At 43.3% G+C, this 26,090-nt stretch carries 19 protein-coding genes; 17 read left to right on the plus strand and 2 right to left on the minus strand.

Features of this window, described 5'->3' with window-relative positions:
• Positions 1-19: 19 nt before the first annotated feature.
• Positions 20-1,306, minus strand: a complete 1,287-nt coding sequence (locus QR722_RS00755; RefSeq protein ID WP_286284852.1) for a D-tagatose-bisphosphate aldolase, class II, non-catalytic subunit — start codon at positions 1,304-1,306, stop codon at positions 20-22.
• Positions 1,307-1,631: 325 nt separating this feature from the next.
• Between QR722_RS00755 and QR722_RS00760 the strand changes: the two genes are divergently transcribed.
• The 6 genes from QR722_RS00760 to agaR all read left to right on the plus strand — a co-directional run bounded on the left by QR722_RS00760 (position 1,632) and on the right by agaR (position 10,101).
• The gene (locus QR722_RS00760) at positions 1,632-4,373 is read left to right on the plus strand and encodes a TonB-dependent receptor (RefSeq protein ID WP_286284853.1); all 2,742 of its coding nucleotides are present in this window, start codon (positions 1,632-1,634) and stop codon (positions 4,371-4,373) included.
• Between the two features lie 124 nt (positions 4,374-4,497).
• Positions 4,498-5,409, plus strand: a complete 912-nt coding sequence (locus QR722_RS00765) for a DMT family transporter (protein WP_286284854.1) — start codon at positions 4,498-4,500, stop codon at positions 5,407-5,409.
• Entirely contained in the window at positions 5,406-6,518 is a 1,113-nt protein-coding gene (locus QR722_RS00770; RefSeq protein WP_286284855.1) for an amidohydrolase family protein, read from the plus strand. Before QR722_RS00765 ends, QR722_RS00770 begins: the two co-directional genes overlap by 4 nt.
• 70 nt (positions 6,519-6,588) lie before the next feature.
• On the plus strand, positions 6,589-8,694 hold the full coding sequence (locus tag QR722_RS00775) for a glycoside hydrolase family 36 protein (RefSeq protein ID WP_286284856.1): 2,106 nt from the start codon (positions 6,589-6,591) through the stop codon (positions 8,692-8,694).
• A gap of 6 nt (positions 8,695-8,700) precedes the next feature.
• On the plus strand, positions 8,701-9,210 hold the full coding sequence (locus tag QR722_RS00780; RefSeq protein WP_286284857.1) for a TlpA family protein disulfide reductase: 510 nt from the start codon (positions 8,701-8,703) through the stop codon (positions 9,208-9,210).
• A 111-nt stretch (positions 9,211-9,321) separates the two neighbouring features.
• The gene (gene agaR / locus QR722_RS00785) at positions 9,322-10,101 is read left to right on the plus strand and encodes a transcriptional repressor AgaR (RefSeq protein ID WP_286284858.1); all 780 of its coding nucleotides are present in this window, start codon (positions 9,322-9,324) and stop codon (positions 10,099-10,101) included.
• A gap of 18 nt (positions 10,102-10,119) precedes the next feature.
• On the opposite strand, the gene QR722_RS00790 is transcribed toward agaR, so the two are convergent.
• Positions 10,120-10,623 carry a DUF2878 domain-containing protein gene (locus tag QR722_RS00790; RefSeq protein ID WP_286284859.1) on the minus strand — a complete coding sequence of 168 codons (504 nt, stop codon included), beginning with the start codon at positions 10,621-10,623 and terminating at the stop codon, positions 10,120-10,122.
• 314 nt (positions 10,624-10,937) lie between these two features.
• Here QR722_RS00790 and QR722_RS00795 point away from each other — a divergent pair, with 314 nt between their 5' ends.
• The 11 genes from QR722_RS00795 to QR722_RS00845 all read left to right on the plus strand — a co-directional run bounded on the left by QR722_RS00795 (position 10,938) and on the right by QR722_RS00845 (position 26,089).
• Positions 10,938-13,412, plus strand: a complete 2,475-nt coding sequence (locus QR722_RS00795) for a TonB-dependent receptor domain-containing protein (protein ID WP_502872450.1) — start codon at positions 10,938-10,940, stop codon at positions 13,410-13,412.
• 70 nt (positions 13,413-13,482) lie between these two features.
• The gene (locus tag QR722_RS00800; protein ID WP_286284860.1) at positions 13,483-14,601 is read left to right on the plus strand and encodes an alkaline phosphatase family protein; all 1,119 of its coding nucleotides are present in this window, start codon (positions 13,483-13,485) and stop codon (positions 14,599-14,601) included.
• Positions 14,598-15,635 carry an alkaline phosphatase D family protein gene (locus tag QR722_RS00805; RefSeq protein WP_286284861.1) on the plus strand — a complete coding sequence of 346 codons (1,038 nt, stop codon included), beginning with the start codon at positions 14,598-14,600 and terminating at the stop codon, positions 15,633-15,635. Before QR722_RS00800 ends, QR722_RS00805 begins: the two co-directional genes overlap by 4 nt.
• Positions 15,636-15,737: 102 nt before the next feature.
• Positions 15,738-16,343 carry a transcriptional regulator BetI gene (gene betI, locus QR722_RS00810; RefSeq protein ID WP_286284862.1) on the plus strand — a complete coding sequence of 202 codons (606 nt, stop codon included), beginning with the start codon at positions 15,738-15,740 and terminating at the stop codon, positions 16,341-16,343.
• A gap of 216 nt (positions 16,344-16,559) precedes the next feature.
• The gene (locus QR722_RS00815) at positions 16,560-18,314 is read left to right on the plus strand and encodes an aminotransferase class III-fold pyridoxal phosphate-dependent enzyme (RefSeq protein ID WP_286284864.1); all 1,755 of its coding nucleotides are present in this window, start codon (positions 16,560-16,562) and stop codon (positions 18,312-18,314) included.
• Positions 18,315-18,316: 2 nt separating this feature from the next.
• On the plus strand, positions 18,317-21,025 hold the full coding sequence (locus tag QR722_RS00820; RefSeq protein WP_286284866.1) for a glycosyltransferase: 2,709 nt from the start codon (positions 18,317-18,319) through the stop codon (positions 21,023-21,025).
• Positions 21,025-21,921, plus strand: a complete 897-nt coding sequence (asd, locus tag QR722_RS00825; protein ID WP_286284868.1) for an archaetidylserine decarboxylase — start codon at positions 21,025-21,027, stop codon at positions 21,919-21,921. Before QR722_RS00820 ends, asd begins: the two co-directional genes overlap by 1 nt.
• A 32-nt stretch (positions 21,922-21,953) precedes the next feature.
• Complete coding sequence (locus tag QR722_RS00830; RefSeq protein WP_286284869.1) at positions 21,954-22,580, plus strand: DUF962 domain-containing protein; 627 nt, start codon at positions 21,954-21,956, stop codon at positions 22,578-22,580.
• 153 nt (positions 22,581-22,733) lie between these two features.
• Positions 22,734-23,105 (plus strand): hypothetical protein, encoded by a 372-nt coding sequence (locus QR722_RS00835; protein WP_286284870.1) that lies wholly within the window; start codon positions 22,734-22,736, stop codon positions 23,103-23,105.
• Between the two features lie 144 nt (positions 23,106-23,249).
• A complete protein-coding gene (locus tag QR722_RS00840) occupies positions 23,250-24,593 on the plus strand; it encodes a TolC family protein (protein ID WP_286284871.1) in 1,344 nt (447 codons plus the stop codon).
• Entirely contained in the window at positions 24,590-26,089 is a 1,500-nt protein-coding gene (locus tag QR722_RS00845) for an efflux RND transporter periplasmic adaptor subunit (RefSeq protein ID WP_286284872.1), read from the plus strand. The genes QR722_RS00840 and QR722_RS00845 overlap by 4 nt, the downstream gene beginning before the upstream one ends.
• Position 26,090: the final 1 nt, after the last annotated feature.

The raw sequence follows: 26,090 nt of genomic DNA on the forward strand, positions 1-26,090 counted from the left end.
AATTTGCTGCATTCCTTGATCAATTAGCCGGCTGCGGGTAACAGGCTGCTGAGTACTGCTTAAGTACAAGAGATATTTTGTGAAAAATAAGTGCATTAACCGAAAGGGCTATCTCACCCGCTTGTAGAGCGTGATACTGTTCCGGCATATACTGGCTAATGAGAGTTAGCGGAGGCGGGTTTTGTTGCAAATTTTCTATTAGTTTCGCCAATGCGTCTTCGACATTTTTATCTGGCCAGTAATAGCGAATTCTGTCACTCAAACTGTACTTGCAATCCAGCAATTGTAAACGGCTATCCTCAGAATAGTACTTCTTCCAGTAACTGCTGTTGTCCTGCATGGCTTGCAAAAGGGTATTTCTTAACTGGCTACAAATGGTACTGTCAATCCATTCTTGTTCAATACATTCCAACGCAAAACACGCTTCTCTGAACGCGAAGGTTAACCAAGGGCCAACTTTCAGTATGCCAAAATGTGCCTTCACCAAATCGGCCAAGTGCTGCTGGCTCTGATAATCGGTCGAATGGGCTTCAAATACCATGTTCGGGTGTTTATTAATCATAGCGCTTAAGTCGTGGGCTTTTTCTGGTACGAATGCGTCAATCTTATGCAATCCAAACTCTACGCCAGGTTGCACGACCAAGCCTATTATTCTTGACCAAACATGAGAAAGCCCCGCTTCAGAAAAAGTTTTCTGATGAATTTCTATTGTGGTCTTTGCATCTTCTACCGATGTCAGCTCTAACTCTTCTGAGTCATCCTGAGTCCCTCCGGGTACAGGTACTTCAGTGCCAATAACGTAAACAGGTGCTTCACCTCCACTTGCTTTCCAGGCATTTTCAGCTACCTGACATAATCGAGCGGCACGGTTAGCAACGGTTTCATCACCCAATGGCACCGGGTCGTCGCAGCATGACATTGAGCAATCCAAATGAATTTTTCGAAATCCTGCACTGACGTATTGTTCAATCAGAACGTCTGATTTCGCCATTGCTTGCTCAGCCGTTAAATGCTGCCAGCAGTTTGGACCTAAATGATCTCCACCTAAAATAACACGCTCTTGAGGTAATCCAACTCGTTCAGCCATGGTCAAGACCATTTGACGAAACGTTTTAGGAGTCATTCCAGTGTAGCCGCCGTCCTGATTAACTTGATTCGATGTCGCTTCTAACAATAAAGTTTCATTATGTAATAAAACGTGTTGCATTGCTGCTTCTATCACCAACGCATTAGAGGTGCAGACTGAGTAGATTCCAACGGCATAGCCTTTCTTTTGTTGATCTACCATGTCTAGTAATACTTTCATTTTACCTCCTAGATAGTATGATTCACTCTATATTGGAGGAAATTATGGGTTAGAAATATAATTATGTAAACAGTAAAGTTGCATTATATTTCGTTTGTTGGTTGTTTTTACTCTATTGGTGTTTCTTTGCATGCCGTTTTGAACGAATTATATAGCGGGAAAGCAAAGGTTTAGATCTTAATTGCTTCATTTTCTTTCATTATGTGTTGACAAATGTTTCGTTGGTCGCCAGTATTACTGCAGACGTGGTGGCATTAGCTGCCCTACTAAAACAAAAATCAAAAAACGTCGATCTCACATATTTCAAAGTGACAAGGTGAAACTAATGGAAACACATAAAGGCAACATTTTTGGTAAATCAGCACTGGCTTGTGCTGTCATGCTTGCGTTAGCAGCTCCCACTGTTAGTGCTCAGCAAAGCGAAGAAGATACTGAAGTAATTGTAGTGACTGCGGTTCGGGGCAGTTTAGAGAAATCACTATCGATCAAACAAAATGCCAAATCCTTGGTAGATTCAATCGCAGCGGAAGAGCTCGGCCGATTTCCTGATGACAATGTTGCTGATTCACTTTCACACATATCAGGCATAACAGTTAGCCGTACTCGTGGTGGTGAAGCCCAATATGTAAATATTCGCGGGCTAGGACCAGAGTTCAGTATTGTTACTCTGAATAACCGAATTCTTGCAACCGATGACGGCGGGCGAAATTTTGCTTTTGATGTTATCCCTTCTGAAATGATCAATGGTGCAGACGTCTGGAAAACCGTAGAAGCCAAAGGGATTGAAGGTAGTATTGGTGGTGCCGTAAACCTAAAATCTGCCAAAGCCCTAGATAATCCAGGTCAGCATGGTGTGGTTTCAGCGACAGCTGATTACAATGATTTGTCTGAAGAAATTGGTAAGAAAATCAATGGGATTTTCAGCACAACATCCGATAATGAAGAGTTCGGTTTTATTCTTGGTATAACCCATGCGTTAGGCACAGAGCGTGCTGATGATATGATTGATAACTTCGTATTTGGCGTTCAAGATGAAATGGCTTATGACGTCAATGGAGACGGAAATATTGGCCCTGGTGAAGAAAACCTAGTTATTCCTGGGTCCTATGCATTGGGTTCTTATGCTACTGATTTTAAACGTACTGGTGTGACTTCCAGTTTGCAATGGCGTCCTTCGAATACCTTTCAGGTTACCGCAGACGTGATGTTGACTAAATTGAGAGCCGATTCTACCGGTTATACCCAGTCCTTCTATATGGTAGATGAAAGCGAAGCGCAAAACCGCTTATCTAACATAGTGCTGGACGGTAACGTCGTAACGGCTATGGACGTTTCAGATGTATCCATGGAAGTAGTTACTTTGGATGAGCATCGGACTGTGGATACGTCTTTATTTGGACTAAACGCCAAGTATCAATTAACTGACGAATTAACCATTGAAGCCGACGTGTATCGTTCTCAATCTGAGCGGGACTCAGGGGGGAAGAACACTTTCGTAGTAGCGGGTGCTCCCGGTGCCCATTCCGGACACTACGAACTCAATAATGGTGGATTGCCTGACTATATCCCTACTTGGACTGAAGGCCGCTCTTCTAATGATTTCGGAAATAATGACTTTTCACCCCATTGGGCAGCCAGAGATGGCAGTGATATTAAAGATACGGTGACAGGTTTCACTTTAGATGGTGAACTGACTTTTGCTTATGAGGTTTTTACCTCACTGGAATTTGGTACGGCTTACACCAGTCGTAATAAAACCAATACTGCCTATGACAACTACGAGTTAGGGGCCTGTAATTATTGTGGATACCCCTTTACATTTGGTGATGTCGGCGCTGATGTTGTCCGAGCTTTCCCTTATGACAATTTGTTTGATGGTGAAAGTGCTAATATCCCGCGTTCTTTTCCTATTTTTAGCATCCCAGATTATGCCGCAGGCCTTGCTGCTTCTGATGGCATGACATTGACCGATTATCTTGGCAATGAACGCACCTTTGGCCCCAATGAATCAGCTTTATGGGAGCCAATTTATAATCCGGTTAACTCATATGACATTGAAGAAGATACCACTGCGCTATATTTGCAGGCCAACTTCGAAGGTGATAACTGGTTTGCTAATGCTGGTTTGCGTTGGGTTAAAACTGATGTAACCGCAATGTATTCATACAACAGTATTGAATCGATTCAAATTGTGAACCCTGATTCACCTAATCCTTCTTGGGATGTTGAGTATTCCGACAGTGCTGCGCAAACAGCAGAAGGTAGCTATAGCAAATTATTACCAGCAATTAACGTCGGTGTTCGTTTGACTGACGAGCTGTTATTCAGAGCAGCGGCCGCCCAATCGCTTTCTAGGCCAACTCTTGATCAGCTTGCCCCTTTGACTACGGACAACGCCCAATCTGGTTTATTTACCATGGATATAAGTGGTAATCCGAATATTGAACCGGTCTTTTCGGATCAGGCTGATGTCGCCTTAGAATGGTACTTTGAAGAAGGTGGTTTGCTAAGTGCCGCTGTGTTCTGGAAAGAACTTGATGGCTTTATCACTTCCAACACAACAAGAGTAGAAATTGCCGGTGAAAGCTTTTTGGTCACCCAACCTATTAATGGTGACTCTGCCGAAGTGGTTGGTTTGGAGCTAGGTGTTCAGAAGTTTTTTGACAATGGATTTGGTTTTACCGCCAGTTACGCTTACACCGATACCAGTACCGTGGTAAATGGTGAAGATGCAGGTTCATTGCCTGGAGTTGCGGACACGTCATATTCAGTTTCAGTGATTTATGAAAAAGACCGATTGAGTGCTCAACTCGCTTTAGATTATACCGGTGATTTGGTGGTTGATGCGTTTAGTCCGTTAGGTGATGACTATCAAACGGTAATGGAAGAAAGTAAAATTATGTCATTGTCAGTGAAGTACGATGTGACAGACGACTTACAAATCTCCTTTGAAGGTCAAAACCTTTTGGATGAGTCGAATAGAAGCTTTCAGGGTCGCCCAGACTTGCCAGCCTCTATTCAGCTTTATGGCAGAACAATCAAGGCTGGCTTGAGATACGATTTCTAACCATTAAGTCGAAAAGAGTCTGAGAAATAGTATCTCAGACTCTTTTTGCTTTGGGTTGATTGTAATTAAGGTATTGAAAATAAAGTTATATTTCATAAAAACAAGAAGAAATCAGGAATAAAAAATGCATTCAAAAAGATGGTTGATTTTTGCAGTTATAACCACTTTGTCATGGGGGCTTTGGGGAGCACTTACTGCGGTGTTAGCCAACGACGCTATGCCTTCTACTGTGGTCTACAGCATTTGGGCACTTACCATGATTATCCCCTGTGTGATTGCACTGAAGCTAATTGGCTGGAAGTTAGAAACCGACAAGCGCTCTATTTGGTTAGGTTGCTGGATTGGTTTTCTTGGCAGCGGCGGACAGATGCTGCTGTTTTACGCAGTGAGTGTCGGCCCCGGTTACCTGATTTTTCCGATCGTGTCTTTATCCCCAGTGATCACCATCGCTTTATCTTTAGGACTTCTTAAAGAACGTACAGGCGTGTTGGGCACAATTGGTATTGTGCTGGCAATGTTAGCCTTACCTTTGTTTGAGTATTCTCCAGCAGGAGAAGAACACAGCTATGGCATTTTATGGTTCTTGTTGGCGTTAGGCGTTATGGCTGCATGGGGTGTTCAGGCTTTTTGCATGAAATTTTCCAACAATCATATGAGTGCAGAGAGTATTTTCTTTTATATGACTGTTACCGCAATAGCATTGATTCCAGTTGCCTATCTGATGACTGACGCCAATGCGCCAATTGATTTTAGTTTTCCGGTAATATTTGAAACTGCATCAGTACAAATCTTGAATGCCATAGGTGCACTGTGTTTGGTGTATGCGTTCAGATATGGCAAAGCTATTGTTGTGTCGCCCTTAACGAATGCAGGCGCGCCGCTTATCTCTACTGTGCTGACCATCATTCTACTGGATGTGATCCCCAATAATGTCAAAATTGTGGGCATTATAATCGCCGCAGTGGCTGCGCTTATTTTGGCTCTAGAGCCGGAAGAAAAGCCGTCAACTAAAGCGTTAAAGGAGGGGGGCCAGTGATTAGTCAAACTTATAATAGAATTGCAACGATTAGCCTATCACTAGCGGTTTTTATCTTGTCTGCATGTAGTTCAGCTAAAGATACTAAGCAAGATACAGCTACCCACTACAGCATGGCGGATTTTGCTACTGTCAAAAAAATCGATGCCCATGTACACGCAAATAATGGCGATTCAGCGTTTATTGAACAAGCTCAAGCTGACAACTTTGCGTTGCTGAGCATTAATGTGGACTATCCCGATTTCCCAGACATCGATATACAACAGGATATTGCTTTATCGTTGAGCAAGCAGTTTCCAGAAACCCTATATTTTGCAGCTACCTTTTCTATGGATGGCTGGGATGAAGATAATTGGCAGTCATTGGTTACAACACGACTTAACGCTGCTGTTAAAAACGGTGCAAAGGCGGTAAAGGTTTGGAAAAATATCGGCATGTCATACCGAGATGAAAATCAACAACTGGTGATGATTGACAACCCTGGCTTAGATCCTATTTTTTCCCATCTTACCCAGCATCAAGTTCCAGTCATTGGGCATCAGGGCGAGCCACATAATTGCTGGCTTCCCATTGAGCAAATGAGTGTTAACAACGATAAGCAATATTTTGCAGCACACCCCCAATACCATATGTATTTACATCCGGAAATGCCTAGTTATGAGGCACAAATGGCCGCACGTAATAACATGCTGGACAAGCACCAGAGCATGCAATTTATCGGTGCTCACCTTGCGAGTTTAGAATGGAGTGTAGATGAGATGGCCGTTTTTTTAGATCGCTATCCTAATGCTTCGTTAGATTTAGCTGCACGGATGGGACAAGTGCAGGCACAATCGGTAAAAAATCGACAAAAGGTACGAGCATTTTTGATTCAATATCAGGACCGTATTGTCTATGCCACAGACCTTACTTATGCACCTGATGAAGATGCGCAAACGTTTAAAACCACCGCCCACCAAAAGTGGTTACAGGACTGGCGCTACCTAAATACTGATACCACATTGACGGTGCCTGAGGTAGATGGCACTGTCACAGGCTTAGCACTGCCGAAAGCCGCGATCGGCAAGATTTATTACCATAACGCGCAACGTATTTTTACCCTTAAATAAATTTAATAATCGGCCATAGAAAGAATCCAACCGGATTTCTTTCCAAGCAAAGATGTATCTGGAGATAATTATGCTTTCCACACTTAGCACTCGGTTAACTAGCTTGCTGATAAGTTTGATAATTTTAACTGCATGCCAAAACCAAACTACCTCATCGGAAGTGGTTTATGAGATTAAACATAAGGGTATAACCCTTGAGTTTAACAGCCAGTTGTATAGCCGCGTGGTTGCGACAATGGATGGTCAACATCAGGTTCTGGGAGACTACCAACCTAGCGAGTATATTGCGGATAAAAGTGCAGGGTTTATCACTGACTTCGAGTTTATCGATGCTCAGCAACAACAGGTGCAAACTGAGATAGGCGAGGGCCAACAAACTATCATCACTGGACGAGCGGCAAATGGCTTACTAAAACGAGTGCAAATCCAAGCCTATGCAGAGTTCCCAAATAGCCTTTTTATCCAAGTTTCCTATAAAAATGAAGGCCAGCAGAATGTGATTGTGACTAAATGGGTGCAAAACGCCTATCAGTTACTCGCCAACAAAAATGAAGTGGCCGACGCTGACAATGTAGATTTTTGGTCGTATCAAGGAGCTTCTTTTGAGGATAGAAGAGACTGGGTAATGCCACTCACGCCAGGCTACGAGCAACAAAATTACATGGGCATGAATGCGTCAGATTATGGCAGCGGAACCGCCATCGCAGATATTTGGCGTAAAGATATAGGGCTAGCGATTGGCCATATTGATATCAATCCAAAACTTGTGTCGTTTCCAGTTAGCTATCCAGCCAATGTTGGTAGCGCACCTAAAGGGGCCAAGTTACATATTGAACTTGAAAAAACGGTTAAGTTAATGCCGGGCGAAGACATGCAAACCTTAGATACATTTGTGTCTGTGCATCAAAAAGACTACTACCATACTTTGAAAACCTATCGTCAGGTAATGGCTAAAAAAGGCCTGAAAATGGCAGAAGTTCCAGATTCTGCCTACGAGCCTATTTGGTGTGCTTGGGGTTATGAACGTGATTTCAGCTTTGAAGAAATTTTACAAACCTTGCCAAAAGCTAAACAGCTTGGATTGGAATGGGCCGTGCTGGACGATGGTTGGCAGACCGCAGAAGGTGATTGGTATCTCAACCCGGATAAATTTCCTAATGGTGACGAGGATATGAAAGCCTTCGTAAAAGATATTAACAATGCCGGTCTCAAAGCCAAGTTATGGTGGGCGCCACTGGCAGTTGATCCGGGTACCGATATGATAAAGCAACACCCCGAAATGTTGTTATTGAATGAAGATGGCAGTACTCGCGACATAACTTGGTGGGACAGCTACTATTTGTGCCCAGCGGATGAAAATGTGCGCCAACACAGTGTCGATCTGGTTAAAAAGATATTAGGTGAATGGGGCTATGATGGCTTGAAAATAGATGGTCAACACTTAAATGGCGTGCCACCTTGCTACAATCCAGCGCATAACCATGCGACTCCTGAAGCATCAGTAGAGGCGCTAGCCGAATACTGGAAGCTCATCTACGACACTGCAATGGAAATCAACCCCGAAGCGGTTGTCGAAATTTGTCCTTGTGGAGACTCCTACGCGTTTCACAACTTACCTTATATGAACCAAGCCGTTAGCTCAGATCCATTGACCTCGTGGCAGGTTAGATTGAAAGGCAAAACCTTGAAAGGCCTAATGGGCGAGTCAGCGCCTTACTATGGTGATCATGTTGAACTAAGCGACAATGCCAGTGATTTTGCTTCATCATTTGGCATTGGAGCGGTATTGGGGACTAAATTCACATTACCATCGGACAATGAAGTCGCTAAGCAGTTTTTACTCGACCCAGAAAAAGAAAAAGTGTGGCAACTATGGTTTGATTTATACAACCGTAAAATGCTACCCAAAGGTACCTATTTAGGTGAGCTTTATGATATCGGCTTTGATAAACCTGAAACTCATGTGGTGGCCAAGGACGGTAAATTGTATTTTGCATTCTATGCCGATAACTTTGCAGGAAGTGTTGAATTACGTGGCCTAACTGCTAAGCAATATAAAGTTGTGGATTATGTCCATGGTAAAGATTTGGGTACGGTCGACATGACCAATGGTGTTAGCAGGCTAACAACCCAATTTGAACAGTTTTTACTGATTGAATTAACTCCTGTGGAGTAGGTCTGAATGTTGCGCTACTGCTTACTCATATGCTGTATTTTTGCTGTAATGTCGGCTGCGGCAAATTTGCGCTCCGATATCAATAATACTGCAGCACCGGTGTTTGATTTGGCTGACTTAAACAGTGAAGCTAGCATTAATTTGCAGGATTACCGAGGCAAAGTCGTGTATGTGGATTTCTGGGCTTCATCCTGCTTCGCCTGTCGCTTATCATTTCCATTTTTAAATAAGCTCCAAGCTGAATATGCTGAGCAGGGCTTTGAAATTGTTGCAGTTAATACCGACTCAGTAAAGCAGGATGCTTTAAGTTTTTTAGAAAAATACCCTTTGAACTACGCCGTTGGGTGGGATCAATCAGGGCGCTGGGCGAAAGAGTATCAGGTGAATGCACTACCGACTGGTTTTTTGCTAGATGAAACAGGCAAAATTCGCTTGGTTCACCTTGGTTTTTCGCCCCGGCATGAGGCATTTTTAATCGCTCATGTTGAAAAGTTACTCGCTGAAAAAATAGAGTAACAGCCATCTCAAGAGCAAACTGCTAGGAAATGAAAGTTACATTGTGTAAATGTTTCATTCAGATTAGAATGATTTTTTGCTCAAATGAAACTTAAATGAATAGGAAGTTATATGCGGGACACTAGCCACAGACGGGAGCAGATAGCTCGAATGCTCAAGGAAAATGGCAGCGTTCAAGTAGTAAAGCTTGTTGATCAATTTAAAGTTTCTGGTGTCACAATTCGTAAAGATTTGAGTTTTCTTGAAGAACAAGGAATTGCTACCCGTTCTTACGGCGGTGCCATGCTTAACGATAACGGTGTGTTTGAAACTGAAACTACCTTTGATCGGAAACAAGCATTACATGCAGAAGAAAAATCCAGCATAGGTAAAATTGCAGCAGAGCTGGTTAATGATGGCGATTCAATTATTCTGGACTCAGGGTCTACAACGTTAAAGCTGGCCTCGCATTTGGGAGGTAAAGAAAACGTCACTGTCGTGACCAATAGCTTAAATATTGTCAATGAATTGAAACATAATGAACAGATAGATGTAATGCTACTGGGTGGCACATTAAGACGTAAGAGTCAGTCATTTTTTGGTAGCAGCGCATTAGCAACGTTAAAAGACTTGCATGTAGACAAGTTGTTTCTTGGCGTTGATGGATTCCATATGGATAAGGGGATTTCCACTCATTTCGAAGCTGAATCGTTGCTAAATCAATTAATGTGTAAAGTCGCCAGTGAAATAATCGTGGTGACAGACTCATCCAAATTCGGCCATGTGTGCCTACATAAAATTCTAGAGCCTATGGGTGTTAGCCAAATCGTCACAGACAGTAATATTCCTAAAGATTACCTAGACGGTTTGCGTAGAATAGGTATTAAAATCACCTTAGTAGATATCGATTAAAAACCACTAAAATCATATTCATGCGAGCTGTTGCACTCTTAACTTGTGCTGGATTAAGCGATTTATGTAGAAAAGTGATGGCAGCAAACAAGCCCATGTAATGCTCAATATAAGCAATGTCTGCTCAGACGAGTATCCAAAACTGACGACACCAAACTTCATTCCAGCAAAATAGCTTAGGGGTGGAAATATCGCGCCTACTAAGTACTGTAAAATTTTATACTCTTGCATGGGTTTCAAGTAACCGTTCACTGTCATTGCGAAGGCGAGCCAAATCATCGCCAACCAAAAAGGAATAATGTTGACGGCATTATCAAATTGAAAAACGCCCAGGTGCATGAATACCGTGTCGATAATTACGCCCAAAACAGTGACTGCGCTGAGCAAAAAAAGCTCTGATTTTAATGATGCGCTATAGAATAGATGCACAGCTGCCCAAAGCAAAACCAGATAACTAAAGTTATTGCCCAGCAGTATGCAGCCAAGCCAGGCTGCATTAAATAAAATTGAATTGATTAACATCGGCTCTACTTCAGTTTTCTTGTTATTACGTAGATGGCACCTGACAGGTTCACTTCACCAGACTAAGAATCAACAGCGATCAACAGGGTCGGATCAACAGGGTCAGAGTAACTTGAAAGTGAAAGCTCACGCATTTAACCCTTATTATAGATAACCTGAGTCCCCAACATCGCTAGTTATCTGCCTATTGGTGTAGATTGTCATAAAACTTCACTTTTTTATTAATTGAACGTTCAATTAAGCTTAACGGTTACGTCATAAACCCTCTCTAGACTTTTGCTGAAAAATAACACTAAAACTCTAGAGGAACACAAATGACACTTTTCAAACATGGCCGAAAAAGCCCTATAGCTCTGGCCGTTCTGTCAGCACTTTCGTTAAACGTAATGGCCCAAGAACCAGAGATGCCTGATTCTGAAGCCGACGCAATTGAAGAAATTACCGTGGTGGGCAGAAGCGTTTCTTATGCTAACAATGCTACTTCGGAGCAAATGGTTAAGCAGCAGACCAGCATGACCAGCGTACTTGCAGCTATTGATAATTTGCCTGGTGTGTTGGTAAATGAAGGTGACACCTTTGGCTCAGATGATTGGTCTACCAGCATTTCTATTCGAGGTTTTCAGGTGGATCTTGGTCAGCAACAAATTGGTATAACAGTTGACGGTATTGCTAATGGTAATTCCAATTATGGTGGCGGGGCCAAAGCAAACCGTTATATTGATACCGAAAATTTAGGCTTGGTTGAAGTATCACAAGGTACCGCTGACATTTCATCTCGTTCGAATGAAGCGCTTGGAGGGACCATTAACTTTACGACTGTAGATCCTGGCACGGAAGAGCGCTTTGTGGTTAGTTCAACATTTGGTGAGTTTGATGCGCAAAAGTTTTTTGTTCGTTATGAAACCGGTGAAATAGCCAAAGACACTTATGCTTGGTTTAGTATGTCTACCCAAGAAAATAGTGATTGGATCGATCAGGTGGCCGAAAATACCCGCGACCATTTCGCCGCTAAAGTAATTTCAAGCATTTCTGATGTAGAGTTTACCGCTTATATGTCTTATGACGATACTCATGAAGACAACTATCAACGTGTCTATAGCGTTGCACAGTTTGAACAAAATCCAAATTGGGATGGCTTGACTAGTGATTGGACCGGTAACCCATACCAAGATCAAGTTTACCGGAAAGGCTGGTCGACTTTACGTGAAAACTTTTTCACTTACTTACAAGCAGATTTTAACGTGGGCCCTGTGGCATTTCAAACCAATGTCTATTACCACGACAACGAAGGCCGTGGTGACTGGGTACCACCCTACATAGTGAACGTGACTGACAATGGTGAAGGAAATAGCCATTCTGAATTGGTATCTGGCAACACCGTTTATGGTGGAGCATTTCTAGGACAAATCTTCTTCGTAGATAATAATGGTGTGCAATTGAGCCCGATCGATGGCTGTCAAAGTTCGATCGCATTCCCTTATGGCGGTGCGGGTCCACAATATGACGGTGGTTGTTATGAACAAGGCGCCATTCCTGTTGGTTCCTACCGCCACACCCATTACAGCAAAACACGTACAGGCGTAAATGCAGATTTCATTTGGGATACAGAAATTGCTGGTATGGCTAATACTCTCAGAGGTGGTTTTTGGTATGAAAATTACAATCGTGAAGAGAGTCGCGACTGGCACAAAATCATCGACTCAGCCACTAGCTATCGCTTCTACCACAAGCCTTACTGGGTTCAATACGATCGTGAGTTCCCAGTCGATACTATGATGTTTTATATTGAAGATGAATTGGATTTGGGCTTTGCATCGATTCGTCTCGGTGCCAAAAAATTCAACGTGGATGTAGAAAAACAAGACCGCTTCGTAGGCAGCAATAGCCAGAAGTTATCGTCTGATTCTGATACTTTGTTAACCGCTGGATTCATTGCTCCGATGCCAATTGAGGGGTTGGAAATATTTGGTGGTTATTCAGAAAACTTCGCCGCAATTAAAGATTCAGTGCTTGAGCGAGACGATGCTGACTTACGTTTTGTTGAACCTGAAACTGCTGACAATATCGATTTAGGATTACGCTACTCATCTAGTGATCTGAGTGCTAGTTTAACGTTCTATTCGATAAAGTTTGATGACCGTATTAACTTTGTAAGCAACGAAACCAGCAGTGGTATCGATTTTCTGGAATCAGCAGCTGGTGGCTACAACAACGTTGGTGGTATCGAATCGACCGGCTTTGAAGCTTCTTTAACCTATCAATTTTCGAATAATTTTAGTCTTTTCATGTCTTTCACAGACAATGATTCTGAATACACAGATACCATTGGCAACGACGGTATTGCTTATGCTAGCCCTCAAGCGGCATATGATCAGAATGTGGACAATGCTAGTTTTGGATTGCTAGCGGTAAAAGGAAATAGCGTGATTGGTGTTGCTGATCAGATGGCGGTCATCAGTGTGGATTGGCAAAAAGACAACTACACTGCTGGCTTGAGCACCAAGTATGTTGGTGAACGTACGTTAAACGTATTTGAGAATGAAACCGTGCTGGTTGGTGAAAATGCTAATTCGACAGTGTTGGTCAATTCTGAGGTGGATTCCTATATTGTCAGCGACTTATATGTTGGCGCATTGTTTGATGATTTGGGTGAGTCGGTAGAATCCATTGAAATCCGCTTTACTGTCAATAATCTTTTCGATGAGAGCTATCTAGGCACTATCGCTCCTGGCGCTGCATGGATAGGTGCGCCTCGTACGGCAGCGCTAAACTTGAAAGCTGCTTTCTAAACGCTATCAGTCAAGTCGGCGGACAGTTTGTGTCCGCCCTATTACCTAGTTCGAATATTAAGGAAAAAGTATGCGTACGTTCATGTTGATGTTCATATTGCTAGCAAGTTTTTCAGCTGTAGCCAAGTCGAACCTGATTGTTATTACCATTGATGGCCTGCGTTGGCAGGAAGTATTTCGCGGCGCTGATGAGAATCTGATTAAGCATGCTGACTTTGTGCAACACCCTGAGGTATTGAAGCAAGTATTCTGGGATCCTGAGCCCGCAGTGCGCCGAGCAAAACTAATGCCTTTTTTTTGGGAAACGTTGGTAAAGCAGGGAATTGCGATTGGCAATCGTGATATTGGCTCAAATATGTCGGCGGCAAATCCGTGGCTTTTTTCGTATCCCGGCTACAGTGAAATTTTTACCGGTAGGGTGGACGAAAGTCTCAACAGCAACCAAAAAATCCCCAATCCTAATATTAGCTTTTTAGAGTATCTGAATAACCAGCCCGGATATGGAAGTAACATTGCCGTTTTTGCCGGTTGGGATGTCTTTCCTGCCATTTTTAATACGCAGCGCAGTAAGTTATACGTCAATGCTGGTTTTATGCCTGCACCTGCTCCATTAACTGAAAATACCAAGCTACTCAATGCGCTTCAGCAAGAAATACCAAGCCCTTGGCATAATGTCAGGTTAGATGCATTTACCTATAGGTTTGCTAAAGAATACTTGCTAACGGAACAACCCAGTGTGCTGGCAATCGCATTCGCTGAAACTGACGATTTTGCTCACGATGGCAGCTACGATCAATACCTTAAAGCCGCCAATAGAACAGACGCTTTTATTCAAGATCTGTGGGAAACCCTGCAAAGTATGCCCAAATACCGCAATAACACGACCTTATTGATCACCACAGATCATGGTCGTGGAAGCGATGCCAAGCAGTGGCAACATCATGCTTCACGTAGTGCAATTGAGGGTTATATGAAAAATTTGGCTGAATTCCCAGATGGGATTGTTGGATCTGAACATATCTGGTTGGCGGCCATAGGACCACAAATTTCAGCCAAGGGGCAAGTCACTACCTTAGTGGAAATTGAACAGCAGCAAATAGCCGCCACAGCGTTAACCTTGTTAGGTGAAGATCCCGTCAGTTTTAACCCCAAAGCCGCAAACATGATTAAACAGGTGATCGAAAAATGAAAAAGTCCTTACTGTGTGCGCTGCTCTTGTTGACGCTAAATGCCAATGCAACTACGCAAAAAATCCTATTCGGCTCCTGTGCCCATCAAGATAAAGATATGCCAATCTTGGATAGGATAAATGCTGAACAGGCCGATTTGTTCGTGTTCCTCGGTGACAATATTTATGCAGATACCCGCGACATGCAATTACTCGCCAGCAAATATCGGAAACTAGACCAGAACCCTCGGTTTAGTAAACTTAAAAAACAGACGCCATTGATTGCAATTTGGGATGACCATGATTTTGGTGAGAATGATGCGGGTAAGGAGTATCCGCACAAAGAAGCCTCTCGTCAGCTGATGCTAGATTTCTGGCAAGAGCCCGAGGAGAGCCCACGGCGCACCCGTCCAGATGGTATTTACACATCTTATATATATGGGGCTGATGACCAGTCAGTGCAGGTTATTATGCCTGATTTACGTTGGAATCGTGACGAGCTAAACTCAGTCGGTTGGTTTGAAAATAGCACCAAGCGGTTGCCGCAGAACATGGGGCCGTATAAGCCAAGTGACAAAAAGAATGCCAGTATGCTCGGCGAGGCTCAGTGGCAATGGCTAGAAGCAGAGCTTAAAAAGCCCGCAAAAATTAAAATAATTGCCTCCAGCTTGCAATTGTTGGCAGACTTTACCGGTTGGGAAGCCTGGGCGAACTTCCCTCAGGATCGCAAACGACTGCTGGACTTTATTCAGCAGAATAAAATCAATGGAGTGATCATTGTCAGCGGTGATACGCACTGGGGAGAAATTTCTAAGTTGGAGCAGGGTATGGATTATCCTATTTGGGAAGTCACCAGCTCAGGATTAACAGAGGAATGGAAGGCAGTCAGTCCAAACCAGCATCGAGTAGGGGATTTCACCCACAGCGTCAATTACGGCATATTGAATATTGACTGGCAACAACCGGATCCAAGCATAGAATTTGGCTTGAAAAATGCGCAAGGTGATTTTGTCATGCGCCAGCAAATTCTGTTGTCGAGTATCCGTCCTTATTAAAAACAATTAAAAACATACCCAAGAGCCTATTCGACTGCCAAGTAAGACTTGATAAAATTAATTGCTAGAGTTGCATAACAGCGCAAAGGAGTAGCGGAATAGATGCCGAAAATTGGTATGGAGCCCTTACGGCGGCAACAACTTATCCAAGCGACCATAGATGTGGTGGCAGAGGTAGGTTTGCAAGGCGCCACTATTAATTTAATCAGCGGTAAAGCTGGGCTTTCGTCGGGGATTATTAGTCACTATTTCGGTGGTAAACAAGGCTTGATAGAAGCATCAGTGCGCCACCTACTGGACCAACTCAAAGACAGCCTTTTAAGTCAGGTTTCCCATGGTAATGTGTCTCCCACAGACAGATTAATGGCAATTATAGATAGTAATTTTTCACCTTTTCAGCGCAGTGACTCAGCCACAAAAACCTGGTTGTGTTTTTGGGCGCAAGCTATGCACGATAATGAACTACGCCGTCTGCAGAATGTGAATAGTCGGCGTTTGGTGAGTAACTTACGCTTCAGTTTAAAAGCGTTAATGGAGCGTGAAAAAGCTGAACAAATTGCTCAATATAGCGCGGCGCTAATCGACGGATTTTGGTTGCGTAGTGTTTTAAGTGAATCTACTGCGCAGAAGTTTGACCAAGCCTCTCGCTTCTGCAAACAGTATATTCTCGACATGATAGAGCAGCACGGAGCAGCCAATCACGTCTAACCCTGTTTAAGCATCATGCTATTAAACGCCATTGCGCTGTGTCGCAAATCAATTTCGTTTAGCCACATTTACGCCTTACATCATAATCTTATGAGTTGACTCTGATCGCCATTAGATAGTCCCTAGTGCAGTTGTCACGAAACTGCTCTAAAACTGAAACAAAATTTTCAAATTGGCATGCTAGCTTTGCAAAAACAGAATGGTAAAGCGACTTGTATGAACCAAACATATCTTTTAATCGCGGTAGCGCTGGTGGTAATTGTCTATCTGTCTAAAAAGATATTCATTCGTCTGAGGCTTTCTAGGGCAAAGCATCCGTCGCTTCGAGGTCACAGTAAATGGTCCCGGCGCATTGCCAATTTTATCCCTTATTTTGAATATACTGACAATCTGTATTTCTGCTCAGATGGTGCGCCGCAGGATGTGGCACAGAAAAGACGCATGGGGTTTGCTAGTTTGGAGCAAAGCCTGCTTGCAGCCAATAAATCTTCACTGGCGATTTCCGAGTCATTGGAGCAGAGCGTGTCGGATGTGCGCTTTACTAGTCGTTATCGCATACCCTTTCCCTACAGTCAGCATTTGGGCAAGGCCTTTAAATTAGGCTCAATCGTAGAACAAAGCGATGGGCCACGAATAAAAGACAAAGATGGCAACTGGCGTTTTGACCTATCAGGCTCCTATGGTGTTAACGTATTTGGCTATGATTTTTATAAATCTTGTATGGATGTCGGTTTTGAAAAAGTCAAAGCGCTAGGACCTGCGCTGGGATCCTATCATCCGTTAATTACTGAAAATGTTCAGATGATTAAGCAAATATCAGGGTTAGATGAAGTGTCCTTTCACATGTCTGGCACGGAAGCGGTGATGCAAGCAGTCAGGTTGGCTCGCTACCATACGGAGAAAACCCACTTGGTGCGTTTTTGTGGTGCTTATCATGGCTGGTGGGATGGTGTGCAGCCAGGTATCGGTAACCGGCGTAAAACCAATGACGTGTATACATTGGCTGATTTAAGTGATGCTAGCCTACATGTACTTGCCACTAGAAAGGATATTGCCTGCGTGTTGATCAATCCTTTGCAGGCGTTTCACCCCAATGCTGACTCGGCCTCAGACTCCACCTTGATTGCCAGTGATCGAACAACAGCCTTCGACAAGCAAAATTACATCAAATGGCTACGGAAAATTCGACAAATTTGTTCACAACGCAACATCGTTTTAATATTTGATGAGGTGTTTTCTGGGTTTCGTTTAAGCCATCGCGGCGCCCAAGGTTACTTTGGTATTCAAGCCGATATGGTTACTTATGGCAAGACTCTGGGAGGCGGCCTGCCGGTAGGTGTCGTGTGTGGACGGGCCGACCTAATGAAGCGCTTCAAAGACGACAAACCTGTCAGCGTGTCTTTCGCTCGCGGTACCTTTAATTCTCATCCTTACGTGCTAGGCGCGATGAATGAGTTTCTTAAGCGCATTCAACAAGCAGACATACAACAACAATATCAAATGGCGGAGGGCCTTTGGAATGCGCGGGTAGAGCGTTTTAATCAGCGTCTTGCGGCCCAAAATCTACCGCTAAAAATTACTAATATGCAGTCTATTCTGTCTGTGCTCTATACCGCCCCAAGCCGCTACAACTGGATGTTCCAGTTCTATTTACGTAATGCAGGTATTGAACTGAGTTGGACTGGCACTGGTAGGTTGATTATGAGTTTTAATTTTACCGATGGGCAGTTCGACCAAATGATTGAAGTCTTTATCATTGCGGCTAAACAAATGCAGCAAGACGGTTGGTGGTGGCAATCCTCCCGACTGACGAACAAGGCCATAAAGCGCCAGTTTTTAATTGACATGCTAACGGCCAAGTTTCCAATATTATCGCCCATATTGCCTCATCCACTCTGCGAGAAAGCAAATATCAAGCGCCCTCCCAGTACACCATTACCACGAAAAGATAATGTCGAAAAGGGAGGTTAGTTATGTTGCAACGGAATAAGTACGAAGCTGTGGGTGCATTTAGACGTTCACTCGAGGATGAGTTCAACCAGTATGTAGAGCAACAACAAGCACGATTTGACCCTGCGGATTGTTTGAATATTGACTTTCATTGTCATGACCACAACAGTGATATTCCAGACGAACTCTGGGGACGTATATTACGCCTGCCCGAAACATGGTTAAAAACCAAAAAGCTGGTGAAAGTTTTACAACAAAATGGTAGCAACGTCTATACCGTTACTAATCACAATAATGCTCGTTCGTGTTGGGATCTAATTGACCAAGGTATAGATGTATTGGTAGCGGCTGAGTTCACCTGTTTCTTTCCCGAATATGATTTGTTTATCCACATCTTGGCCTATGGTTTTAGCAAACAACAGGAAGTCGAACTGAATCAAAAACGGCAAAATATTTATGATTTTCTGCGCTACAGCGCGAAACATGACATACCAGTTATCATGCCTCATCCGCTGTATTTTTATACACGTAATGACAATATCGACTTGTCTTTGTTTGAGAAGTTGGCAGTGATGTTTTCACGCTTTGAGGTGTTAAATGGTCAGCGGGATTTGTGGCAAAGTGTTTTGACGTTAAATTGGGTGGATAGTTTAACCGCAGAAAAAATATTATCTTATGCCCGTAAACATGATTTAGAGCCAGCTGATTTTGGGGTAGACCCCCATCAACCGAAGATTTTGACAGGGGGTTCTGATGACCATACTGGTCTATTCGCTGGTCAATGTGGTACAAGAATATATATTCCTAATCTTGCCCAGCGGCTTAAAACCACCAAGGCATCGGAATTAGTACTAGAGGGTCTACGTAACGGCAATGTGGCACCCTACGGTCAAATTGGTGAGAACCAAAAGTTAAATATTGCATTATTAGACTACTTTGCTCAGGTCGCTACGAAGATAAAAGATCCCGGTTTATTCAGGATCTTGCTACATCGTGGTTCCGCTTGGGACAAGATTGGGTGTTTCGCTGTAAGCAACTTGATGCTGGAGATGCAAAAGCACAAGAAAACGATGAAGTTTTTTGGCTTTGTGCATGATGCATTGCAGGGAAAAAAGCCAAATAAACTAATAACTTGGCAGATCTCAAAAGATTACAAATTTTGTGTTCAACATCTTGTTCATATTGCGGATAGTAAAAAAGCTTCACCGCAAGAATTTGTTGATACAGTGAATCATTCAATTAATGAATTGTTTAATCACCTGAATAAGTTGATTGTAAAACGGATCAAATGTGCATTGGATAAAAGTCAGGGTGTACGACTTGATAGCTTTTCTACCGAAGAAATCACTCGCAAGTTTGAAATTCCTAGTCAGTTAACCGCACTATTTTTTGGCGATGGTAAACGCCAAGAAAATATCAGTAATGTGAGCATTGAGAAGTTATTGGATAATTTGTCATTCCCGATTTTAATTAGTCTTGTTTTGGCGGGCTCAACCTTGGCTTCTACCCGAGTGTTGTATCAAAACCGTTCATTCTTGAACGATTTTGCTTCCCATTTAGGTAAAAACCAGCATACCAAACGTGCGTTATATTTAACCGATACCCTAAGCGATAAAAACGGCGTATCCAATTCGCTATCGGGCAAGCTTAAAGAGATTCAAAAGTTTGATTTGCCGATAGATTTTTTAATTTGTCATAGCGATGCAGAATCGGAAGAGCATTTACATGTGGTACGCCCCATTACCACCTTTGAAGTTCAGCGATATGGGGAGCAAGAAATTCGCATCCCTGATCTGATGGAAATCGCCCGTATTTTCTATGAAGGAGGGTACGACAGAATTATTTGCTCAACTGAGGGACCAATGGCATTGGTTTCTTTGTTTATTCAGCAAATGTTTAACGTACCTAGTTATTTCTTTATGCATACGGACTGGATTGATTTTATCCAGCACACAACTGATCTGAATCAATACGAGCGTGACCGGGTGCGTCGCTTGATGCGTGCACTGTATAACCGTTATGACGGCGTATTTGTGCTTAACACCGAACACCGTGACTGGTTAATGGGCTATGAGATGCAACTTGGGAAAGAAAAAGTTCTGTTAACCGCACATCATACTCAGCCCAGAGATATGACAGTTAAACGGCTGAACAAGTCAGACATAGTGAAAGGTGCCTGCCAAAACACCCCGATTTTATTTATCGCTTGTCGCCTTAGTAAAGAAAAAGGCATTTTAGATTTGCCCCGTATAGTGGCAAAGGCTAAAAGGAGCATACCAGATTTGGAGATTGTAGTGGCAGGCTCTGGCCCTGCGGAAAAAGTCCTTAAAGATCATTTGCCAGAAGCAACTTATGTGGGCTGGCAGAGTAAGAAACAGTTGGCGGCGCTTTATTTGAGTTTAGATTTATTTGTCTTCCCATCTCGTTTTGACACCTTTGGCAATGTGATCCTTGAAGCTTTTGTGCACGGTATGCCAACGGTTGCATTCAACTGTAAAGGTCCCAAAGATATTATTCAACATAACGTAAATGGGTACTTGGTGGATGATATTGAAGCCATGAGTACAAAAATTATCGAATTTTTTGAACAGCCCAAAACGGCTGAGTCAATGGGACATAGGGCGATGCAGCGAGCGGCTGAATATAAGGCAGAACCCATAATGCGGCAATTTATGACGGATATGGGGCTGGATATCCCGCATCATTACGGACTGCAGAAAACGGTCGCATAATGGCACAGGGAAAAACAATAGCGGCGTTAAGCGCCCAAGAAAGGCTGAATTTTTTGTTAACTAACCGGATTCCTCGGCGCTGGTTGACCTTATTTATGGGTTGGTACAGCCAAATACAGAGTCCGCTGTTAACCAAAATTTCGATTAAGATATGGTCATTATTTGCTGAAGACCTCCGCTTAGAAGATGCTAAAAAACAGCATTTCATTAGCTTGCAGGATTGCTTTACCCGTCAATTAAAAGAAGGACTACGCCCAATCAATCCACATGTTGATATCATCACTAGTCCTTGTGATGCCATTATTGGGGAATGTGGCAGCGTTGCAGCGGGAAATGTATTTCAGGCTAAAGGCTTTCCTTATGACATCAGTGATCTTATTCCCAACTTCCACATCAGTCACCAATACCGCGATGGCATCTTCGTAACCTTACGTTTGAAGTCCAGTATGTATCATCGCTTTCATGCCCCTGTTGCTTGCCGGGTGAACAAGCTGTCGTACATTTCAGGTGACACTTGGAATGTTAATCCTGTTGCGCTAAAAAAAATCGAAAAGCTTTTTTGTAAAAATGAACGGGCGGTTATTGAACTGCAAATGGAAAAATCTTGCGGCAGCATCACCCTGGTACCGGTGGCTGCTATTCTGGTTGCCAGCATGAAGTTTAATTTTTTGCCGCATACATTTGATCTGAAATACAAAGGGCCAAATCAGGTGAATTGTGATGCAAGTTTCAGCAAAGGAGATGAGATGGGTTACTTCCAGCACGGCTCTACAATCATTTTATTCGCGACCTCAAATCACACCCTATGCGACGGGATTCAAAGCGGAGCACCGATCCAAATGGGCCAAGCGCTATTGACTCGTAAGCCGCTAGTTAATGGGCCTTTCAAGCCGTAATTTTAATAACTTAAATAACTACAGGTGACACCATGACATTCTTCCAAGAACTCCAGAAACAACGTTGGGATGACCATCGTTACTACCACCATAATCGTATCAATCAATTTTTGCATCTGCTGAGTGCTAGCTGCTTTTTGGCCAGTTATGTATTGGTGTTTTACTACCCTGCTGCCGCAGCGTTGGTGGGTTGGTTGCTGGCTATGGTATTACGCCAAACAGGACATTTTTTCTTTGAGCCTAAGTCTTATGATGAAGTAAATAAGGCGACGCATGAATTCAAAGAAAGTGTCAAAGTAGGTTACAACTTGCAACGTAAAGTCGTGTTGTTATCTATCTGGGCCATTGCGCCAGTGGTGCTCTATTTTCAACCTGACTTATTCGGTTTGTTTGAAGGTGCCAGCGATTTTGTAGGATTCATCAATAATATGGCCATTCTATGGTTGTTTATTGGTTTAGGCGCCGTGATATTTAGAACAGTCCATTTGTTTAAACTTATGGGTATTCAATCTGGTTTAGTCTGGTTCTGCAAAATATTAACTGATCCCTTCCACGACATTAAAATCTATCACAAATCTCCGTATTACATCGTCAAAGGTGAAATGTACGACAATATGGATGATTGGTATCAAGACGTGTCGTTTGAGAACAAAGCATAAAGTCTGGTTGTTACAAAATAAGTGACCCAATACCTCTTGGGTCACGACCGACTCAACACTTTCCTAGCCCCTATAATCAATGGATTTATCCCTTGTTTATTGGCAGTGTAACGAAATTGGCTTATGATGTAGCTAATCAGCAATGGAAATATAATGACTAATATTCAGCAACGCATCTTTACAGGCATCTTGTGCGCACTTTTATTGTGTGGACAGGTGTTTGCGAACCCGATGATGCGTTGTGATATGGATAGTATGACTGTGTCTATGCCAGCTATGGACCATGGTGAAATGGACCACGACAGCATGCATCTTGAAAACGACCCAGTGTCGAGCTCTATGCTGATGGCAGATTGTTGCGATGGCAATTGCAATTGTCCCGACGGCACTGGTTTTGCCAATGGTTTGGTCGCCCAAAGTTTTCTGTTCAATTATTCTGCTTATTCAAAAGGGCAGTTTTCTCAACATTTTTTGGCGTTAGAAGCGCACCCTTCATCTTCAATTAGACCCCCAATTATTAGCTAACACGGGATAGATCCGTCTGCAGCTTTACATCTTCATGTAGGGCGTAGTCTGAGTTCCATCCTATTTGTGGCGATTCGTCGGCTGTATTTCATTCCTCTGAAATGGAACACAGCCCGCTTTTACAATCTGTTAGCTGAGAAAATTATGTTATTTCACCGAATAAATATTGGCCTTTTGTTGGTTCTGTTTAGTTCATTTAGCCTTGCACAAGCCAGCATACTCACCTTCCAAAATGCGATTGAGCAGGCAATTGCCAATGATCCATGGCAACAAGGAAATCTGTCGCAACAAATGGCATATATGTCTCGCAGTCGAGCTGTGGACACCTTGCCAGACCCAGTTATGAACATGGCATTATTGAATTTACCCAGCAACGGATTTGCCTTTGATCAAGAAGCCATGACGCAAATGAAAGTAGGGATTGCTCAGCGCTTTCCTCGTGGCCAAAGCCGCCAAATCGAAGCCCTGCAATTTGAGCAACTTGCTGGGCAGTTTCCATATTTAAGTCAACAGAGGCAAGCGACAATTCGAGTGACAGTTGCGCAACTATGGCTGGATGGCTTCAATGCACAGCGCAGTATCGCGCTATTAAATCAGGAGCGTCACCTGTTTGAACAGTTGGCGCAAACTGTCGAGTCTCAATATGCCTCCGCTCAGGGACGCACCCGCCAAGATGATGTAGTGCGTGCCAAATTAGAAATATCCCGATTGGATGATCGTCTAATGGGACTGCAACATAGCCGAGATAAAGCTTTAGCTAACTTGTCTGAGTGGCTTGCCGATAGCGCTGATCACTATGCTGGTTTGGATGTAAGCTTTGGGCAAAAGCCGAAATTGCAGCTAGACCCAGCGCTGCAAAAAACCACCGGGAATAAACCAGCTTTACTAAGCAGGCAGCAGCGTGCCGAATTTCTTGCCGCTCACCCAGCTGTATTAGTGATAGAGCAAAAAATAAAGGCGAGTCGCACATCGATTGATTTAGCTGAGCAAAAGTTCGAGCCCCAGTGGGGGGTCAATGCCAGCTATGCATTACGCCAAGATGATCCTATGGGTAATAGTAGAGCAGATTTTTTCTCGGTTGGGTTAAGTGTCGAACTTCCCTTGTTTGGACACACGGCTCAAGATGAAGGGGTTAAGGTAGCCAAATACAATGCTGAAAACTTGCACACTGAAAAGCGTTTATTACTGCGTCAAATGTTATCCCAGTGGGAAAGTTTGGTGGCTCAACAACACCGACTAAAGCAACGTCTGGATGGATTTAATCAGTCTATTCTGCCCCAATTACATGAGCATGCTGAAGCACTATTAACCGCTTATACCAGTGATGATGGTTCTTTTTCCGAGGTTATGCGTGCCAGAATTGCCGAGTTAAATGGTCGTATGCAGGCCCTTGAGGTCGAAAATCAGCTACTCAAAACCTTAGTGCATATTCAATACTTCTACACCAAAGCTAAGCATGATGCTGTTGTACAAGGAGCTTTAAAATGAATTTATCTGCAAAGCAAAACAATAAAAAAATAGCAATTTGGACACTGGTTGGCGTGCTGTTAAGCAGTGTTGCGACTGGCCTGTTTTTGCGCCACGAAACCGCTACGAGCGAACCCAACAGCACAGACAAAGATACGGCCAAACAACCCTTATATTGGGTCGCCCCCATGGATCCTAACTATCGACGAGATCAACCTGGTCAGTCGCCTATGGGCATGGATTTGGTCCCCGTATATCAAACTGAAGCACAAACAGACTCACCGGGTACCGTAACCATTGCACCGAACGTGGTCAATAATTTAGGGGTGAGAACAGTTACAGTCGCCTCACAGGTAATGGAAACGCCTATCTCTACGGTAGGTTACATACAGTATAACCAAGATAATATGGTGCATATCCATGCCAGAGTTGAAGGCTGGATAGACAAGTTACATGTGAAAGCGGCCGGCATTACTGTGGTGAAGGATCAGCCTTTATACGATTTGTATTCGCCCCAATTAGTAAATGCGCAAGAAGAATATTTACTCGCGGTAAATCGTAAAAATAGCGGTTTAACCAACGCTGCGTTGGCCCGCCTAGTCGCCTTACAAATGCCCCGTCAGGCGATTGAACAACTAAAGTCTACTCGGCAAGTGATGCAGTCTGTTACTTTTCGAGCCCCACAAGGGGGGGTCATCGACAACCTTAATGTCAGCCAAGGTTTTTATGTCAAACCGGACAAAACTCTGATGTCGATTGGTGCATTAGATGATGTGTGGGTGGAAGCTGAAGTCTTTGAGCGTCTTGCTGGGCAGGTTCGGTTAGGTTTGCCTGTTACTATGCAGTTGGACTACCTGCCGGGTCAGCAGTGGCAAGGTCAGGTAGATTTCATCTATCCTGCGTTAAGTGAACAGACACGCACCTTGAGAGTGCGGTTACGCTTCGATAATAGCCAGCGTTTATTTAAGCCCAATATGTTTGCACAGATTAAAATACAGGCTTCATCTGAACAAGCCGTTTTGTTGGTGCCGATGCAGGCAGTGATCCGCTTAGGCGAGCAAAATCGTGTGGTATTGGCCTTGGGTAATGGCCGATACAAATCTGTCGAAGTTGGATTAGGTCTGGTGTCTGGTGGGCTGGCACAAATCACATCTGGAATACAAGAGGGTGATGAAGTGGTGCTATCCGCCCAGTTTTTGATTGATTCAGAGAGCAGTATAAGTTCAGATTTTTCTAGAATGACAGCCTATGGCGAACCAGCACCAGAGATGGACATGGCGATGGAAGACGTTCAGTCAGCATCTGTTAATGGGGTGATTAATAATATTGATCCAGCCAATAAAATCCTCAATATTAGTCGCAGTGCGATAGAAAAGTGGGGACGTGGACCCGCAACCTTAGACTTTACTGTGTTAGACGGCATCGATTTAAGCAAACTTACTGCTGGTGATGAGATTTTCTTCACCTTCGAGATCCACAATGGTGACTTTGTCATCACTGAATTGAAGGTGATGTAAG

The organism is Aliiglaciecola sp. LCG003, from assembly GCF_030316135.1.
Taxonomy (GTDB): domain Bacteria; phylum Pseudomonadota; class Gammaproteobacteria; order Enterobacterales; family Alteromonadaceae; genus Aliiglaciecola.